The 17,273-nt window shown below is 57.3% G+C and carries 16 protein-coding genes and 1 tRNA gene; 10 read left to right on the top strand and 7 right to left on the bottom strand.

Annotation, left to right across the window (positions count from 1 at the left end; genetic code table 11):
• The first annotated feature begins 46 nt into the window (after window positions 1-46).
• The 6 genes from AC2FIB_RS02240 (at window position 47) to AC2FIB_RS02265 (ending at window position 6,573) form a co-directional block, all read left to right on the top strand.
• Entirely contained in the window at window positions 47-1,255 is a 1,209-nt protein-coding gene (locus tag AC2FIB_RS02240) for a class I SAM-dependent methyltransferase (RefSeq protein WP_496733073.1), read from the top strand.
• A gap of 16 nt (window positions 1,256-1,271) precedes the next feature.
• Entirely contained in the window at window positions 1,272-1,712 is a 441-nt protein-coding gene (locus AC2FIB_RS02245) for a TrgA family protein (protein ID WP_058273774.1), read from the top strand.
• 32 nt (window positions 1,713-1,744) lie between these two features.
• On the top strand, window positions 1,745-2,860 hold the full coding sequence (locus tag AC2FIB_RS02250) for an NUDIX domain-containing protein (RefSeq protein ID WP_496841685.1): 1,116 nt from the start codon (window positions 1,745-1,747) through the stop codon (window positions 2,858-2,860).
• A gap of 69 nt (window positions 2,861-2,929) precedes the next feature.
• Window positions 2,930-3,964 carry a cysteine synthase A gene (locus AC2FIB_RS02255; RefSeq protein WP_108858796.1) on the top strand — a complete coding sequence of 345 codons (1,035 nt, stop codon included), beginning with the start codon at window positions 2,930-2,932 and terminating at the stop codon, window positions 3,962-3,964.
• Window positions 3,964-6,393 carry a DUF3772 domain-containing protein gene (locus AC2FIB_RS02260; RefSeq protein ID WP_496841686.1) on the top strand — a complete coding sequence of 810 codons (2,430 nt, stop codon included), beginning with the start codon at window positions 3,964-3,966 and terminating at the stop codon, window positions 6,391-6,393. Before AC2FIB_RS02255 ends, AC2FIB_RS02260 begins: the two co-directional genes overlap by 1 nt.
• Before the next feature lie 90 nt (window positions 6,394-6,483).
• Window positions 6,484-6,573 (top strand) — tRNA-Ser (locus tag AC2FIB_RS02265).
• A 46-nt stretch (window positions 6,574-6,619) separates the two neighbouring features.
• Here AC2FIB_RS02265 and AC2FIB_RS02270 read toward each other — a convergent pair.
• Window positions 6,620-7,651: an AbrB family transcriptional regulator gene (locus tag AC2FIB_RS02270; RefSeq protein WP_496841771.1), complete on the bottom strand. Its 1,032-nt coding sequence runs from the start codon at window positions 7,649-7,651 to the stop codon at window positions 6,620-6,622.
• 110 nt (window positions 7,652-7,761) lie between these two features.
• On the opposite strand from AC2FIB_RS02270, the gene AC2FIB_RS02275 reads away from it, so the two are divergent.
• Complete coding sequence (locus AC2FIB_RS02275; protein ID WP_496738171.1) at window positions 7,762-8,439, top strand: GntR family transcriptional regulator; 678 nt, start codon at window positions 7,762-7,764, stop codon at window positions 8,437-8,439.
• Window positions 8,440-8,568: 129 nt separating this feature from the next.
• Here the strand turns inward: AC2FIB_RS02275 and AC2FIB_RS02280 are convergent, their stop codons facing one another.
• A complete protein-coding gene (locus AC2FIB_RS02280) occupies window positions 8,569-9,447 on the bottom strand; it encodes a LysR family transcriptional regulator (protein ID WP_496841687.1) in 879 nt (292 codons plus the stop codon).
• 106 nt (window positions 9,448-9,553) lie between these two features.
• Between AC2FIB_RS02280 and AC2FIB_RS02285 the strand changes: the two genes are divergently transcribed.
• From AC2FIB_RS02285 to AC2FIB_RS02295, 3 genes are read left to right on the top strand one after another with little or no spacing between them, the layout of a single operon-like run.
• A complete protein-coding gene (locus tag AC2FIB_RS02285; protein WP_496733078.1) occupies window positions 9,554-9,895 on the top strand; it encodes a hypothetical protein in 342 nt (113 codons plus the stop codon).
• 3 nt (window positions 9,896-9,898) lie between these two features.
• A complete protein-coding gene (locus AC2FIB_RS02290; RefSeq protein ID WP_496733079.1) occupies window positions 9,899-10,153 on the top strand; it encodes a hypothetical protein in 255 nt (84 codons plus the stop codon).
• Between the two features lie 43 nt (window positions 10,154-10,196).
• The gene (locus tag AC2FIB_RS02295) at window positions 10,197-11,201 is read left to right on the top strand and encodes a GlxA family transcriptional regulator (RefSeq protein WP_496733080.1); all 1,005 of its coding nucleotides are present in this window, start codon (window positions 10,197-10,199) and stop codon (window positions 11,199-11,201) included.
• A gap of 7 nt (window positions 11,202-11,208) precedes the next feature.
• On the opposite strand, the gene AC2FIB_RS02300 is transcribed toward AC2FIB_RS02295, so the two are convergent.
• The 5 genes from AC2FIB_RS02300 to AC2FIB_RS02320 all read right to left on the bottom strand — a co-directional run bounded on the left by AC2FIB_RS02300 (window position 11,209) and on the right by AC2FIB_RS02320 (window position 17,196).
• Complete coding sequence (locus AC2FIB_RS02300; RefSeq protein ID WP_496733081.1) at window positions 11,209-11,769, bottom strand: sarcosine oxidase subunit gamma; 561 nt, start codon at window positions 11,767-11,769, stop codon at window positions 11,209-11,211.
• Entirely contained in the window at window positions 11,762-14,707 is a 2,946-nt protein-coding gene (locus AC2FIB_RS02305; RefSeq protein ID WP_496841688.1) for a sarcosine oxidase subunit alpha family protein, read from the bottom strand. The genes AC2FIB_RS02300 and AC2FIB_RS02305 overlap by 8 nt, the downstream gene beginning before the upstream one ends.
• Window positions 14,704-14,991: a sarcosine oxidase subunit delta gene (locus AC2FIB_RS02310; RefSeq protein WP_058277765.1), complete on the bottom strand. Its 288-nt coding sequence runs from the start codon at window positions 14,989-14,991 to the stop codon at window positions 14,704-14,706. The genes AC2FIB_RS02305 and AC2FIB_RS02310 overlap by 4 nt, the downstream gene beginning before the upstream one ends.
• A gap of 13 nt (window positions 14,992-15,004) precedes the next feature.
• Entirely contained in the window at window positions 15,005-16,255 is a 1,251-nt protein-coding gene (locus AC2FIB_RS02315; protein ID WP_496841689.1) for a sarcosine oxidase subunit beta family protein, read from the bottom strand.
• A gap of 77 nt (window positions 16,256-16,332) precedes the next feature.
• Window positions 16,333-17,196: a LysR family transcriptional regulator gene (locus AC2FIB_RS02320; RefSeq protein ID WP_496841690.1), complete on the bottom strand. Its 864-nt coding sequence runs from the start codon at window positions 17,194-17,196 to the stop codon at window positions 16,333-16,335.
• Window positions 17,197-17,273 lie beyond the last annotated feature (77 nt).

Consider the following 17,273-nt stretch of genomic DNA (forward strand, 5'->3'; position numbering starts at 1 on the left):
ACAAACTCGGCCTAGCCTGTTTGCGCGGCCGCACAGGGGAGAGCGGATGACTTTGATGACCACCGAGGGGCAGAAAGACCTGCCCAGATACTTTGCGCAAGTATTCAAAATGGTTAGCCGGATGCAGTCCGGCCGATTGGACATCGGACTACCGGATGGTCGTGTCTTCCGAACCGAGGGCACCAAACCCGGGCCGGTTGCCCGTGTGGATATCCACAATCCAGACGTTTTTGCCCGATTGGTCCGTGAAGGTGAACTTGGTTTTTCCGACGCATATCTGGAAGGTGACTGGAGCACGCCGGACCTGCGATCCTTTATGGACCTAGTGCATATGGGTAATGAAACGGTCTACGACGATTTCACGGGCAAAGTCCTTGTGCAGATGTATGAGCGGCTGCGGTTCTGGTTGCACCGCAATAACCGGGCACAGGCCAAAAAGAACATCTCGTACCATTATGATCTGGGCAATGATTTCTATGGTTTGTGGCTTGATGACACGATGACCTATTCCAGCGCACTGTTCGAAACAGGGCAGGAAAGTCTGGAAAAGGCGCAAACCGCAAAATACGCCAGCATGGTCGATGAAATGGGTGCAAAACCCGGAGATCACATTCTTGAGATTGGCTGTGGCTGGGGCGGCTTTGCTGAATACGCTGCAAAAGAGCGTGGCCTGCGGGTCACAGGTCTGACGATCAGTCAAGAACAGTTGAAGTTTGCCAGGCAGCGTATTGAAAATGCTGGTCTTTCGAATTTGGTTGAATTCAAATTGCAGGATTACCGGGATGAGCGTGGCCAGTACGACGGAATCGCATCGATCGAGATGTTCGAAGCGGTAGGTCAAAAGTACTGGCCTGTGTATTTCGACACTGTGCGTGAGCGATTAAAACCCGGGGCGCAAGCGACGTTGCAAATTATCACTGTCGCGGATCATCGATGGGATGTTTATCGTAACGGCATTGATTTCATTCAGAAATATATTTTCCCGGGCGGCATGCTTCCGGCGCCTTCCATTTTGAAGGAACAAGTTGCTCAGGCGGGTTTGAAAGTCGTCAAATCGAAAGAATTCGGTAAAAGCTATGACCTGACCCTGCGCCGCTGGTATGACACGTTCAACGGCAAGTGGGACGAAATCTCGGAAATGGGCTTTGATGAGCGTTTTCGCCGCATGTGGAATTATTATTTGACCGCCTGCGGAGCAGCCTTTGACACCGGTAATTGCGATGTGACACAGATCACTATAGCGAAACCGAGTTAAGGAACGGACTTCAGAAATGCCCACTGCACCCAAGCTTGTTTCTGGCTTATGCCTTTTGATCGTGGCGTTCTTGGTTTCGAGTATGGTCATCGAAAACGGTGATGAAGGTAAGAACTACGGTATGTTTACCTACGTAAACATGGCGTTGGGCGTGATTTGCGGTTGGTGGATCATGGGCAAGCGTGCTGGCCGGGGCTGGACTGCCGCAATCAACAACGGCTTGACCGGAATGGCGGCGCTGGTGTTCTGGGGCCTGTTTGTTCAGGGTGTAAACGAAATGCTCCGCTTGGCGATGCGCCATCGGTATGACGGCCCGTTCGAGGCGCTGATCTCCATCTTTAAAATCGGTGTTGAATATGGTCAGCAACTTGTGGTGCCCGAAATCTTGTGGACTTTGATCATTGGGGCTCTGATCACTGGGCTGGTCACCGAGGAAGCAGCTCGCCGGTGGCGGTGAGCTAACAACTTAAAGTACGAAAGAACCCAACAGTGTCAGATCTGTTCTTTTATGGCACGCTGCGGCACTTGCCATTGCTGGAGCTTGTCTTGGGACGTCCAGCGTCCAAACTTGAATTTGCCCAAGCCACACTGAAAGATCATGCAATCCATAGCGTGCAGGATCAGGCCTTTCCCATGATTGTTCATGAGGAAGGCAGTCTGGCCAAAGGGTTATTGCTCCGGGGATTGAGTGAGGAAGATCAGAACCGTTTGGTCTTCTACGAGGGTGGCTTTGATTACGACCTGCGGGAGCAGACAGTTGATCTGGCCGACGGGTCGATATCGCAAGCCCTTGTGTTCTACCCTGAGCCGGGGCTTTGGAACCGCGGCGGTCTCTGGTCGCTGCAGGGCTGGTTGGATGAGTGGGGCGCGATGACGATGCTCGCCGCGCAAGAGGTTATGGGTTTTTACGGCAAGGTTGATGCGGAACAAATTGCGCGAAGCTTTCCGTCGATCCGGACGCGAGCATGGGCAAAGCTGGCTGCCCGTCAACGTGCGACAGGTGATGCACAAGACACTGCCAAAGACGTCATCGTGCACGATCGTAAACCGGCCTATGTCAATTATTTCGGGATGGAAGAAGTCGCGTTGCAGCATCGCCAATACGATGGCTCGATGGGCAAAGTGCTGAACCGCAGTAGCCTGATGCAGGGCAGCGCCGTGATCGTCCTGCCGTATGATCCCGTGCGCGACACGGTTTTGTTAGTTGAACAATTCAGGGCACCGATCTTTCTGGCTGAGGATCCTGAACCCTGGATGTGGGAGCCGGTCGCCGGGATGATCGACCCAGGCGAAACGCCGGAACAGGCGGCCCTGCGCGAGGCCGAAGAAGAAGCCCAGATTGCGCTGAACCGGCTGGAATATGCAGGCGGCGCGTATTCCTCCAGCGGGTCATCGACTGAATATCTATACCTTTATGTCGGGCTGGCTGATCTGACCAAGACCATCGAAGATGGTGGGTTGGCAACGGAGGGTGAGGATATCCGAACCCAGATTCTGCCTTTCAGTGATTTCATGGATAGGGTCGACAGTCATGGGTTTAAGGATTTGCCGCTTTTGGCGGTGGCCCATTGGCTTGCACGTCACCGTGAGCGCCTGCGCGGATGATTTTCGCCGCTTGTGGTCGTCGCGCACCACAGGTAAATCTGCGTTGATCCGAAATGAAATGAGGGCGCCATGCGCATTGCACGAGACCTTGCCGACGCAGTCGGAAAAACCCCGCTGATCCGCCTGCGTCGCATCAGCGAAGAGACCGGGTGCGAGATTCTCGGCAAGGCCGAATTCATGAACCCCGGCCAGTCGGTCAAGGATCGTGCGGCGCTCTACATCATCCGCGATGCCATTGCGCGTGGCGACCTGAAACCGGGCGGCACCATTGTTGAAGGTACGGCGGGTAACACCGGGATCGGTCTGGCGCTTGTTGGTGCGTCGATGGGGTTCAAGACCGTCATCGTCATCCCGGAAACACAGTCCGAAGAGAAAAAGGACATGCTGCGACTAGCTGGTGCTCAGCTGGTTCAGGTTCCGGCAGCACCGTACCGCAACCCCAACAATTTCGTACACTATTCCCGTCGTCTGGCCGAAGAACTGGCGCAGACCGAGCCCAACGGCGCGATCTGGGCCAACCAGTTCGACAATGTTGCGAACCGTCAGGCGCATGTGGAAACGACCGGTCCCGAAATCTGGGAACAGACCGATGGCAAAGTTGACGGGTTCGTCTGTGCCGTGGGGTCGGGCGGTACATTGGCAGGCGTGGCCGATGCGTTGCAGCCCAAAGGCGTGAAGATCGGTCTGGTCGATCCGATGGGGGCTGGGCTGTATTCGTATTACACCACCGGCGAAATCGCGATGGAGGGCGGCTCGATCGCTGAGGGCATCGGTCAGGTGCGTATCACCAAGAACCTTGAGGGGTTCAAACCTGACTTTGCTTATCAGATGACGGACAACGAGGCGCTGCCTTACATCTTTGATCTGCTGCGCGATGAAGGCCTGGTCATGGGCGGTTCAACCGCCATTAACATGGCTGGTGCGGTACGTCTGGCCAAAGATCTGGGACCGGGCCACACCATCGTGACCATCCTGTGTGACTATGGAACTCGCTATCAGTCCAAGCTGTTCAACCCGGACTTTCTGCGTGAAAAGGAATTGCCTGTCCCGGACTGGATGACCGAAGCTCCACGCAGTATCCCCGGCGTTTTTGAGGACGTGTGATGCTGCGGCGTGTTCGCCTGTTCCTGACCCTTTTTGCGGTATGTTTTGCGATAGTTTGCGGCCCCGCTGCCGCGCAGCTTACAGATCGTCAAAGCGAATACTATCAAGGCTGGGTCAAAACGGCGGACCGTGCCGAGACGGTGATCGAGGCCGATCGCGCGTCGAACGCGTCGCTCGAAAACCTGCGCGCCGAGATCAACGAATACCGGGACGATTTCAATCGGGCACGCGGTGCAAACACCGAACGTATCCAAACGCTTGAAAATCAGATCAAGGCTCTTGGTGCAGCACCCGAAGGCGACGCGACCGAACCGGAAGACATTGCCACACTACGAAAGCACCTAGACGAGCAGCTGAACAGTTTGCGCGTCCCGCAGATCATCTCGGAAGAGGCATTCAGCCGGGCCAATGGCCTTATATTCGAGATAGACAAACTATTGCGGGACCGTCAGGCGAAAGAACTTTTAGAGCGCGGACCGTCGCCCCTGAACCCCACCCATTGGCGGCCTGCTTGGGTTGATGTGAACGAAGCTGCGCAAGCGTTGTTCAACGAAGCGCGGCGGAACCTGAGAACTGACGTCGTTCATGAACGTTTGCGTTCCCGTGGCCTGGGTATTCTGGCGTTGGTTTTCGTCGCCGGCGTGCTGTTGTTTTACGGCAAGCGGTGGTCGGAAGCCGCTGGTGCGCGTTTGCGAGCCCTGGGAGGGCAGGGAAGTGGCGTATGGACGTTCTTGACCTCGTTGCTGAGAATTGTCCTCCCCTGGTTCGGCGTCTGGCTTCTGGTTCAGGCTGTTGTGATGACAGGCGTTCTGGGGCTGCGCGGGACGCTGTTGATGGAAAACGTGCCCTATTGGGCGGCGATCATCCTGTATTATGACTGGATTGGCCGACAGGTTTACGTGCTGCAAGCGGCGCAGGGGTTCAAAAAACTGTCCCGCCAGAAAGTCACTGAGTTACGCGTCTACCTCGATTTTCTTGCCGGGCTCCTGATCCTGCATGAACTGGTGAACCTGTTCGATCAGATCGAAAATATCTCGGATGCGACGCGCGCCGTCGTCGCCTTTCCGGTCATCGTCGCAACAGCTTTGATTCTACTGCGCGTCCGTCGCGTCCGCAGCGTTGATGTCCCTGTCGATGCAGGTGAGCCGTCCGAAACGGCCCGCGCTGCCGGGTTCAGCCAACTGATCGAGTTCATTCGACGCGCTTTGTTCTTCCTGGGGATCGCCAGCCCGATTTTAGCGATGCTGGGGTATACGAATGCGGCTGAGGCAATCGTTTTCCCGGCTGTGCGTTCATTGGTTCTTATTGCAGCGCTGGTCATCGTCCAACGCTTCCTGACGTCTGTTTACGGCTGGCTTGGCGGGCAGGGCGATAAGGCCAAGGACTCGCTGTTTTCGGTTCTCATCGGCTTTGCAATGGCCATTGTGGCTATGCCCGTGCTCGCGCTGTATTGGGGTGCGCGTCAAACCGACCTGCAGGAAGTCTGGTCGCGCCTGCTGCAGGGGTTTGACATTGGCGGGGTAACCATCTCGCCCAGCAACTTCTTTACCTTCCTTGTCATATTTGCCATCGGCTATGGCCTGACGCGGATGCTGCAAAGCGGGCTGCGCAATTCTCTGTTGCCAAAGACCAGCATTGATCCAGGCGGGCAAAACGCGATTGTTTCGGGCACCGGGTATGTCGGTATATTCCTGGCCGCGCTGGTTGCGATAACGATTGCCGGTTTCAACCTGTCATCGCTGGCTATTGTTGCCGGTGCGTTGTCAGTCGGGATCGGCTTTGGTCTGCAAACCATCGTGTCGAACTTTGTGTCGGGCATTATCCTGTTGGTCGAACGCCCAATCTCGAAAGGGGATTGGATCGACGTGAATGGGATGATGGGGTACGTCCGTGATATTTCCGTCCGGTCCACGCGGATCGAGACGTTTGACCGAACGGATGTGATCGTTCCGAACTCGGATCTGATCAGCGGCGTTGTCACGAACTATACACGTGGCAATACGATCGGGCGGGTGATTGTACCGGTCGGGGTCGCCTATGGGACTGATACCCGAATGGTAGAGAAGATTCTGGGCGAAATCGCGAATTCACACCCTATGGTTTTGGCGAATCCAGCCCCCAGTGTGGTGTTCCAGGGGTTTGGCGCAGATTCGCTGGACTTTGAAATCCGGGCCATCCTGCGCGATGTGAACTGGGTGTTGTCAGTCAAATCCGATATGAACCACGAGATTAACCGGCGCTTTGTCGACGAGGGGATCGAAATCCCGTTTGCACAGCGCGATCTCTGGTTGCGTAATCCCGAGGTGTTGCAGGGCAGCGAAGCCCAACCCAGCAAGAACACCGACGAAATACCGTCCGCAAAGCCATCCACAAATCCCGTCGAGATGACCGAGGGAGATTTGGCTGATGGTGACAGCGACGAGATTTAAACGCCTTTGCAAGGCTTTCGATTTCAGGTGAAATTTCACCTCAATGGGGCCTTGCAAATCCCTCGGCGATAGTTCAAATAACGCCGGCACGGAGAGGTGGCCGAGTGGTCGAAGGCGCACGCCTGGAAAGTGTGTAGGCGGGAGACCGTCTCCAGGGTTCGAATCCCTGTCTCTCCGCCACAACCCCCTATCAACATTCATCCAGCTGCGTTTGCAGGTGAATCCGTCAATCCCTGGATTTCGACGAGCGCAGAAGTAGGTTGGCCGCGATTGGCGCGCCGATGATCACGACGACAATGCGCGCCAGGTGGTGTGTGACCACATACCCCAGATCCGCCCCCGATACGATGGCCAGCACCGTCATCTCTGCCTGACCGCCCGGTGCAAAAGCTAGAAAGGCTTCGACCGGACGGCCCAGCCCCAGCGTGGTGACCACTGCCGTGAAAGCAGCGGCCACAACGGCCAGCAAGATCACGTACGTGAAGCCAGCCGCCACGACGCGTTTAAGCTCAGACCAGGTGACACCGACGAATTTGACACCGATCCCACAGCCGATGAAGAACTGGGCGAACAGGATCGCCTCGCGCGGGGGGCGGGTATGGATGAAATCCCCAAGCGACAAGGCCGCCGTCAGGATTAATGGACCAAGAATCGAAGCACCGAAAAGCCCGATCTTCTCTCCGCCTTTCCAGCCGACAAAAGCTGCGACCGTCATGAGTATCAGCTCATGCAAGGGTAGGGCCGAGGCAGGTTCGCCCAACGGGTTGGTCAGTTCGGCACCGTAAAAAAAAGTCAGGAACAAAGGGGCAAGGGTGACGATAATCAATACGCGCGTCCCGTGGATCAACGACAGGGTTCGCGGATTGGCACCAGCCTCTGCCCCAAAGATAACCATGTCCTGAAACCCGCCCGGCATGGCCGCAAAAAACGCAGTTTTGTCGTCAAAGCCCCAGAATTTACGAAAGAACGGCACACCAACCATTGCAATCAGCAGGATAAATACCGGTATCAGCAAAAGGGACGCCACCATCTTTGGAAGTTCGGCGAACAGGCTGGGTGTGATCGACGCCCCGACCGCGACGCCAAGAATGGTTCTGGACGCGACCGAGATTTGCCCGAAATCCCGCATGGGTGCGTGTGCCAAAGCTGCAATCAAACACGCTGACATCGGCCCGAACAGAAAGGGCAGCGGCAGGTTCAACGCCCAAAAAACTGCAGTTCCCAACATAGCCAATATCAGCGTGACTGACCGTTGCATCAGCGGCGACAAATGAAGGCTTGAGGCGGTCAAGGATAGTGTCCGATTTCGTTGACTAAGGCATGTATCCAAATGTATACAAAGAGACACAATATGCAAGATTGAGAATGATGAAAACTCAAGAAGATCCTAATCAAACCGGCCCGCAGGGGAATTCCGCTTATCAGCGTTTGCTGGATGAAATTCGCGAGGGCGTTTTGTTGCCAGGTGACAGGCTCAGAGAGATCGAGCTGTCCGAAAGACTGGGCGTCAGCCGAACACCTGTGCGCGAAGCGATACGGCAACTCGAAGCGGATGGGTTGGTTACGCATATCCCGAGGCTGGGCGCTACGGTTCGCAGCCTGAGCTATTCGGAAGTCATGGAGCTGTACGAAATGCGCGCCGTACTTGAAGGCACGGCGGCACGTTTGGCGGCACGCGCGGCTTCGGATGTGGAACTGGACGAACTGAATGTCCTGAACAATCGCCTTGCCGAGGCTGGCACCGGTCCGGTGGCCGCTCAGTTGAACCGTATTTTCCACGCCACGCTATTGGATGCCGCCAAAAACCGCTTTCTCACAAAGTCGATGCTATCGCTGCAAAAGGCGTTGTTGATATTGGGCCCGTCCCAAATGCTGGACGGTCAGCGCGCAGACGATGCCGCGGATGAGCATCGCCGTGTGATGGAAGCCTTGCAGGCTCGTGACGGCGACGCAGCCGAGCTGGCGATGCGCGCCCATGTTCATGCGGCCCAGCGGATGCGTATCCGCGCTTTGCAGAAACGGGACCGCGCAATTGATCAGACCTGATCTGAGGAGTTGATCGTCCTACCTCTTGGTCCTAGGCTCTTTCGCCAAACCACTCCTCCCATCCACAGAAGTCGACGGAAAATCCGGCCATCGTGGAGGTCGTTGTTTAGGCTTTTCCGGTACAAACACTCAGCTGACCACTTTCAAAGGGTTGGGGCCTTCAACCTCGCGGCTAATCTCTTGTACCAGTGCCATCGCGGCAGGGTTTCGGCGCTTAACATGCATACGCGCGACAAAAACGATGGCCGGGGGATCGGGGAATACGCCTTTGATCACCTCTATGTCCGGTGTGACATGCATTCCATTCAACAGGGCGACGCCCAAACCGGACCGCACAGCCGACTGAATGCCATTGGCGCTTGGGCATTCTAATACGTTATCGAAGTGGTGCCCTTGCAGCTGCCCATCTCCGAAGCCCCATTTGCGATAGAAACATTGGCTGTCGAAGGACAGAAAGGGAACAAGTGCTGTCGTATCCAGTTGGAAATCCGGTGATTTTACCCAGTGGAGTGTGTCCTCGAACAGGATCAGGTCATCTGGCCGCGCATCGTGCCGAAAGATTTGCATGACGGCGACATCCAACTCTCCGGCCTTCAACCACTCTTGCACGTTCAGACTTTGACTGGTGCGTGTTCGGACCTGAACGTCCGGGTAAAGCCGTGTGAAACGACCCAATATGCGGGCGATGTCGCTGGTTGCCGTGTCTTCGGTCATGCCCAGCCGGAGTGCGCCGGCCAAGGGTTTCTTGCCCAAACTGGCAAGCGCCTCATCGTGCAGGGCACATATTCGGCGGGCATAGTCGCACAGGCGCAGACCAGTATCCGTGAACAGAGGGCCACCGGGTCGTCGCGCCAGCAGATCGCAGTCCAGGGCTTGCTCTAACCGTCGGATTTTGTGGCTGACTGCCGATTGCGACAGCGCCAGATGCTCGGCCGCGCGCGTCACGCCGCCATGGGATGCGATGGCTAGAAGGGCGCGCAGGGCGTCAATTTCCAATCGGTCGGTCATTTGCAGCACCATGACAATTTTGGATTGAAGTATGAATATCATTCATTTGTGTCACATACCAGTGTTGAACTACTGGTCAGGAAATCCAAAGCTCAGGAGTATTCGCATGCCGCATCTCGTCCCGGACCACACAGTGATCAAAACCCCGCGGATGGTCCCCGGAACCCATGGGGAAGGCGATCCGGTGGATTTGATCCACAGCACATTATCTTACATCCATCGCGACGTGCCGCCTGTACGGGCAGCGGCGGGCAACAGGGTACACTTGTTCGGTCTGGCGGGTCTTGGTCAGTCTGAACGACCTTGGAATCCGGTGCATGACAGGTCGGTCATCGATCAGGTTCCCGTCGTGCACAAGTTGCCGGAAAACTGCAGTCATTTCCCGAATAAAGATCAGCCCAAACAGACACCCGCGCCGCTGATCAACCTCTTGCCGACAAAGGGCTGAACCATGACGGATCAAATCAAAACCCGTGACCCGGGCGGTCTGACGACGGTATTCGAAATCACCGGATCGGTGCTGGCTATGGCCTATGCCTTGTTGATCGCTTCGAATACGGGGGCCGAGTTGGTCGGCTTCGCCCTGTTGTTATTGTCCTCGGGCCTGTTTGCGGCCTGGGCCGTGATTGATCGCCGCTGGACGTTCCTGTTGTTGCAAGGGTTCTATGCGGCCTCGGCGATCATCGGGTTGATCCGGTGGGCATGAACTTCGCATAGGGCAGTTGCGGAAATCTTGCTAGAACAGCCTTATGCGAAATGAAGACAGAATCAAAATCGGCTTTTTGCTGTTTGACGGCTTTCCCATGGCCTGCCTGACCTCGGTGATCGAGCCGTTGCGGGCGGCCAATGAAATCGCCGGGCAGGAGGCGTTCTGCTGGTCGCTGCTGTCCGAGCGTCAACAGAAAGTACAATCCAGCGCAGGTGTCCGGTTCGAGGCCGAGAGGTCTTTGACCGACTGCAAGGATATCGACATTCTGTTCCTTCTCAGCAGCCCAACGTCCGGCTTTGACAACACAACCGTTGGCAACGGTGCTCTGCGCAGTCTCGGACGGCATGGCACCGTTTTGGGCGGGATTAGCGGTGGGGTTTTCCCATTGGTCCGGTCTGGGGTGATGGGGGGGCAACCTGTTTCCGTCCATTGGTGCTATGAGGCCGCATTTCTGGCTGAGTTTCCCGAAGTCGACTCGCGTAGCGAGGTGATCGTGAAAACGGCGACACGCTACACCGCGGCCGGTGCCGCTGCCGGGTTCGATCTGGCCCTGCATCTGATCGAGGATCGGCTCGGTGGCGATGTCGCGCACGAGGTTGCCTGTTGGTTTCAACATCCGATGATGCGCGGGGCAGGTGTGCGGCAACAAGTTCCTACCACGACCGCGCCGGAAACTGGCGACAGCCTGCCGCCGCTGGTGTCGCGCTGCGTCGACCTGTTCGCCGGTCATATGAGCGATCCGATTTCCATCGCAGAGGCCGCACAGAAAATCGGGGTCACGCCGCGCCAGGTGGAACGTGCTTTCAAACAGGCGACGGGCCAAAGCCCCAGCCATTACTATCGCGCAATGCGCATGAAGGCGGCACGGCAGATGGTGGTCTATACCAAGGACCCGATTGCAGACATCGCGGCTGCGATCGGGTATGGTTCAGTGGCGCCGCTTGTGACCCATTATCGGTCGGCCTTTGGGCTAAGCCCCAGCGAAGACCGTCGCAGAATCAACCGCTTCCGTGTCGAAGGTAACGCGCCATTGCCGTCAGTCTGACGTTGTTTTACAGCGCCGACCGCATTGCAGAGACGATGGCATGATGCAACGACCCGGCGGATGAACGGGGGCCATAAATGCTGAACGCTTCATCTGACCGACAGAGAACAAAGCACCCAATGTGGTGAATTGAGCAACGGGCGACGCTGCCCGCATCGATATTGCGTAGGTCCAGCATAGATAATAGTTCCAACACAGCCGGAATCTGATCACCGTTCAGGTCGAACCGTGTCCAACCGTCGGTCTGTTCTGTCACCGACGCGGTATCGCCCAAAGCGGACTTCACCTGATCAGTAAGCTCTTCGTGCGTGTCAAAAGGCGCCTCGATCATCCACTGATCCGGACCGGCCCAAAAGGCAGTGACAGTGTCACCGGCATGTTGGCCGATACCAGGTGCAGGGGCACCGATCAGTTTCGCCAGGGCTTTGCTGGCTTTGGTTTCCTGTCCCATCCGCGCGGCGACGGATGCCAGCGCGACGCCCGGAACTTCCCGGCACGTAACCCCGCCAACAGTGTCGACCTGCGGTTCGGACCCGCCCAATGCGGTTATTGCAACTAGATCATGCACGCAGACGCTCTCCTTCGGGGTCAACGAAATGGGCCGATACGATTTCGACCTCGACGGTCAGGTCGGTCAATGGGGACACAAGGCGCATTTTCTCGCCCATTCGGTTGGCACCGTCCTTCAAAAGACCCAGCCCGATATTGCTGTTCAGAATGGGCGAGTACGCAGCCGAAGTGACATAGCCCTGATCGTGCGCGGCATCCACCGGGCCGGTCGTATTCATCAAATGGCCACCAGCGGTGATTTTCTCTTCGGGCGATACCGGTTTGATCCCGACCAGCCGCAGGACATCCGGTTCTACCAAGGCCTCTCGTTCGGACAGGGTTGATCCGATGCTGTCTTTCTTTTTCGACACCATCTTACCCAATCCAAGATTCAATGCCGTTGTGGTGCCATTCAACTCGTTGCCGGCCGCGTGGCCCTTTTCGATCCGCATGACGCCCAGCGCTTCGGTGCCGTAAGGGACCACGTCAAATTCCTCACCCTCGGTCATCAGACGCCGCATCAGGGCGTCGCCATAACGTGAAGGTACCGCGATTTCGAACGCCAACTCTCCCGAGAATGAGATCCGGAACAGCCGCGCGCGCAACCCGCCGCAGACTGTAATGTTGCCACAGCCCATGAAGGGAAATGCCTCGTTCGAGATGTCGAATTCAGGGTCGACAATCTTTTGCAGCAGCTTGCGCGAATTGGGACCAGCGACAGCATATTGCGCCCAGGATTCGGTGGTCGAGATCAGCTGCACATCCATATCCGGGAACAGGCATTGGCGCACAAATTCCATGTGACGATAGACATTTACCGCGTTGGCCGTGGTCGTTGTGACGACAAAATGATCCTCGGCCAGACGCGCGGCTGTGCCATCATCCATCACCATGCCGTCTTCGCGAAGCATCAGGCCATAGCGGGTTTTTCCCACGGGAAGCTTGGCGAAACCGTTCGCGTAGACGCGGTTCAGGAAATCAGCCGCGTCCGCGCCCTGCACGTCGATTTTTCCAAGTGTCGTACAGTCGCACACCCCGACGGACGCGCGGGTCTGGCGCACTTCACGGTCCACTGATTCACGCCAATGGGTCTCACCGGGCAGGGGAAACCACTGCGCGCGCAGCCAGTTGCCGACCTCGACAAATACAGCGCCCCGTTCCTTGGCCCAGTAGTGTGAAGGTGTCAGGCGGGTGGGGTGAAACTCTTGTCCCTTCATCCGACCGGCGAAGGTGCTGATCGGAACAGGCGTGTAAGGCGGGCGGAAAATTGTTGTCCCAGTTTCGGGGATCGTCTTTCCGGCCACCTCGGCCATGATCGCCAAAGCGCTGATGTTCGATGTCTTGCCCTGATCGGTCGCCATGCCAAGCGTGGTATAGCGTTTCAGGTGTTCAACTGACCGGAACCCTTCCTGATAGCTGAGTTTGACGTCCTTGACGGTCACGTCGTTTTGCTGGTCCAGCCATGCGCGTTTGCAGCCTTCGACATACCAGAACGGTTTCTGCGCGATTGGTGTGTCCTCGGCCTCTGGCAGGTCGGGCTGAGCACCGCTTAGCTCCAGCGCTGCTACAGCAGCTTCGGCACCGGATTGCAATGCGCCATGGGTGGACATCACCCCGTTCGCCGCACCCGCCACCGATAGCCCGACAGGCAGATTTGAGCCGGGTACAAAGGCGGCCAGATCGTTGTTCCAGACTGGACGCCCGCGCTGATGGCAGGTCAGGTGCACATTCGGGTTCCACCCCCCCGAAACGCCCAGCGCGCCGCATTCCAGCGTACGGGTCGAGCCGTCGGGCAGGGCAACTTCGACAAAGGTGAGACCAAGACGCCCCTTGGTATTCACAACCTGAGCGCCGCTCAGGACTTCGTAATCGTAGTTGACCGGAGCATCCTCACGTACGTCGACAATGGCGCAAATGTGAACGCCCTTGGCATGCAGGTCGGCGGCGGTGCGATGACCGTCGTCGTTGTTGGTGAAGATCGCCACGCGCTGAGAGGCTGTGGCCGCGAACCGATTGGCATAGGTTCGCAAGGCGCTGGCCATCATTATGCCGGGGCGGTCGTTGTTTTCGAACGCGATGGGCCGTTCAGTCGACCCCGCACACAGCAACGCCTTCTTGGTGTAAATGCGCCAGAGGATTTGGCGCGGCTTACCGGCGGGCAGGGTGGCCACATGATCTCCGGTCCGTTCTACAGCGCCGTAGATGCCGTGGTCGAAGGCGCCGATGACAGTGGTTCTGGCCATCAGCCGGACGTTGGGCAAGGATGACAGTTCCGCGACGGCCTGCGCTGCCCAGTCGCTGGCGCTTTGATCGTCAACCGAAAATGTCTCGCTGTTCAGACGTCCGCCGAACCGAAAATCCTCGTCTGCCAGAATAACATCCGCTCCAGCGCGCCCCGCGGTGAGAGCTGCCATCAAGCCCGATGGGCCCGCGCCGATGATCAGCAGATCGCAATGGCGGAACCCTTTGTCATATTCGTCGGGGTCAGCCTCCATCGACAAAGAGCCAAGGCCCGCGGCGCGACGGATGATCGGCTCATAGACTTTTTCCCAAAAAGCAGCCGGCCACATGAAGGTCTTGTAGTAAAACCCGGCGGACAGGAAATTCGAGAACAGGTCGTTCACGCCAAGCGCATCGAATTTCAGGCTGGGCCAACGGTTCTGCGATTGCGCCTCAAGCCCGTCAAACATCTCGGTCGTTGTGGCCCGTGTGTTGGGTTCCTGCCGGTTGCCGGAGCGCAGCTCGACGATGCCATTGGGTTCCTCGGATCCGGCAGTCAGTAGGCCGCGCGGGCGGTGATACTTGAACGAGCGTCCGACCAACCGCACGTCATTGGCCAGCAAAGCCGAAGCCAGCGTATCGCCGGGATGGGCGGTATAGTTGTGGTTGTCGAACCGGAAATTCACAGTGGTATTGCGGTCGATCTGACCGCCGCTTAACCTGTTGTTCTGGGTCATTTGGATCGCCCCCGCGCGCGGGCCACATCGCGGGCCAGTTCTACCTTGGAAATCTCATGTGTGGTGGTGTCGCGGGTAACGACCAGCCACGACCGGTCGCCAGCCTCATGATACCACAATTCTTGATGCTCGCCTGCGGGATTGTCGCGCAGATAGCCGTATTCATAGAACGCGTCCGCCGCGTCTTCGGCCTGCCAGTCCGGGCGGTTGATCAGTGACGCGTCACCCAGATAGGTGAATTCAGATGCGTCGCGCGGGCCCAGAAGGGGATGGTTGATAATCATTCTCGTGCTCCCCTCAATGCAGGTTGGGCTGGTTGCCCACGCCTTTTTCGTCGATCATCCGGCCCGTGCGGAACCGGTCGAAGCGATAGGCCGTGGCGGTAGAGTGCGGTTCGTCCTTCGCCAACAGATGCGCAAAACAGTAACCGGACGCCGGGGTCGCCTTGAACCCGCCGTAGCACCAGCCACCATTGAAATAGAGCCCCTCGACCGGAGTGCGGTCGATGATGGGCGAGCCATCCATCGACATGTCCATAACACCACCCCACATGCGCAGCAGACGGGCGCGACCGATCATTGGCATTAACGAGACGCCGCCTTCGCAGACATCCTCGACCACAGGCAGATTTCCACGTTGGGCGTAGGTGTTATAGCCGTCGATATCACCGCCAAAGACGAGCCCGCCTTTGTCGGACTGGCTGACATAGAAATGTCCGGCCCCATAGGTGATGACGCTGGGCAGAACCGGCTTCAGACCTTCGGACACAAACGCCTGTAACACGTGGCTTTCGATCGGCAGGCGCATGCCCGCCATGCCCATCACCCGGCCCGAGTTACCGGCAACAGCGCAGCCGACTTTGTTAGCCCCGATAAAGCCCTTTGAGGTCTCAACACCGAGGCATTTGCCGTTCTCGATGCGGAGCCCGGTGACTTCGCAATTCTGGATGATGTCGACACCGTGGCTGTCAGCGGACCGGGCAAAGCCCCAGGCCACCGCATCATGGCGCGCGGTGCCGCCCCGCCGCTGGGCCAGACCGCCTTTGATCGGGAAACGCGCGTCGTCGAAATTCAGATAGGGGTGTTCTTTGCGTACCTGATCGGCATCCAGCAGTTCGGCATCTGCACCGTGCAGGATCATCGCATTGCCGCGCCGCGTATAAGCGTCGCGCTGACCATCCGTGTGGAACAGGTTGAGTATTCCGCGCTGGCTCATCATCGCGTTGTAGTTCAGGTCTTGTTCAAGCCCTTCCCACAGTTTCATCGAGAATTCATAGAACGGCTCATTCCCGTCCAGCATGTAGTTCGAGCGAACGATCGTCGTGTTCCGCCCGACATTGCCTCCGCCGATCCAGCCCTTTTCGACAACTGCGACACTTCGATGACCGTAGACTTTGGACAGATAGTGGGCTGTCGCCAGCCCATGACCACCACCGCCTATGACGATGATGTCGTAATGAGCTTTAGGTTCGGGGTCACGCCAGACCGGTTTCCACCCTTTGTGGCCGGTAAGCGCCTCTTTGATGACTCGAAAGCCTGAATATCGCATGAATCGGACCTTTTTTGCCAGAATTCACTATTTTCCTGCTCAGTGATATCCTCAGATGCGACATTGGTGTGTCTGAATCAGACCCTTTCCTGCGCCGCGCTGGGAACCAATTGTGAAAACCATGATACAAAGGCGTCAACCTCGGGGGATGCGCGCTGCACGGCCAGAAAGTACCCTTCGGTCGCTGGAGCGGTCTCATCGAATACACGCGCGACCTGACCGGTTTGCAAAGCGTGATCGGCGATAAGTGCATTTACCAAGGCCACGCCGTTCCCGGAAGCCGCCAATTGCAATGCGAGCCCGTAAGAGTCGACATAATAGGCCGGGGTATGGATTTTATGACCGGTGACCTCCGCCCAGGTGGACCAGTTGTCTGACGTTCCCACGGCCTCGATCAACGGCAAGTCCAGAAAAGCGCCAACCAAGCCAGGTGCTTTTACCGCAATCAGGTCATTTGGTCGTAAGGGCATTGCATCCCGTCCAACCTGTTTTTCCGACCCGAACCGGATTTCGACATCGGCGCGCAGGGCAGAGTATTCATCGGGCCAGATCGTGCTGACAAAGCGAATGGACGTGTCTGGGTTTTGGTCGCGAAACTGGGGCAGGGCAGGGGAAATCAACCATTCGATGATGCTGATCGACGCCGCAACAGTGACGTGTCTGGCCCGTTCCTCTGCCAAATACGGAGAGGCGGCGGATTGCAGCAATTGCAGTGCGGCTTCGACTTGCGGCAGCAGCTTTCGCCCTTCATCCGTCAAGGAAAGACCGCGCGGGTGCCGATGAAACAGGACGACGCCAAGCCGGGATTCCAGCGACCTGATTTGCTGGCTTACGGCGGATTGGGTCAATCCGATTTCATCCGCCGCAGCTGTTGAGCTCAACCTTCGGGCCGCGGCCTCGAACGACCTGAACCATGTAAGGGGGGGCAGAGTTTTGGGCATGTGCAACCGACCTAGTAGCTTTGTTAATACCTAAGACCCAACTTCTTTCGTTTGTCAAAGTGCCGGCCAATCAAAGA

This window comes from Ruegeria sp. YTSA072, from assembly GCF_059610285.1.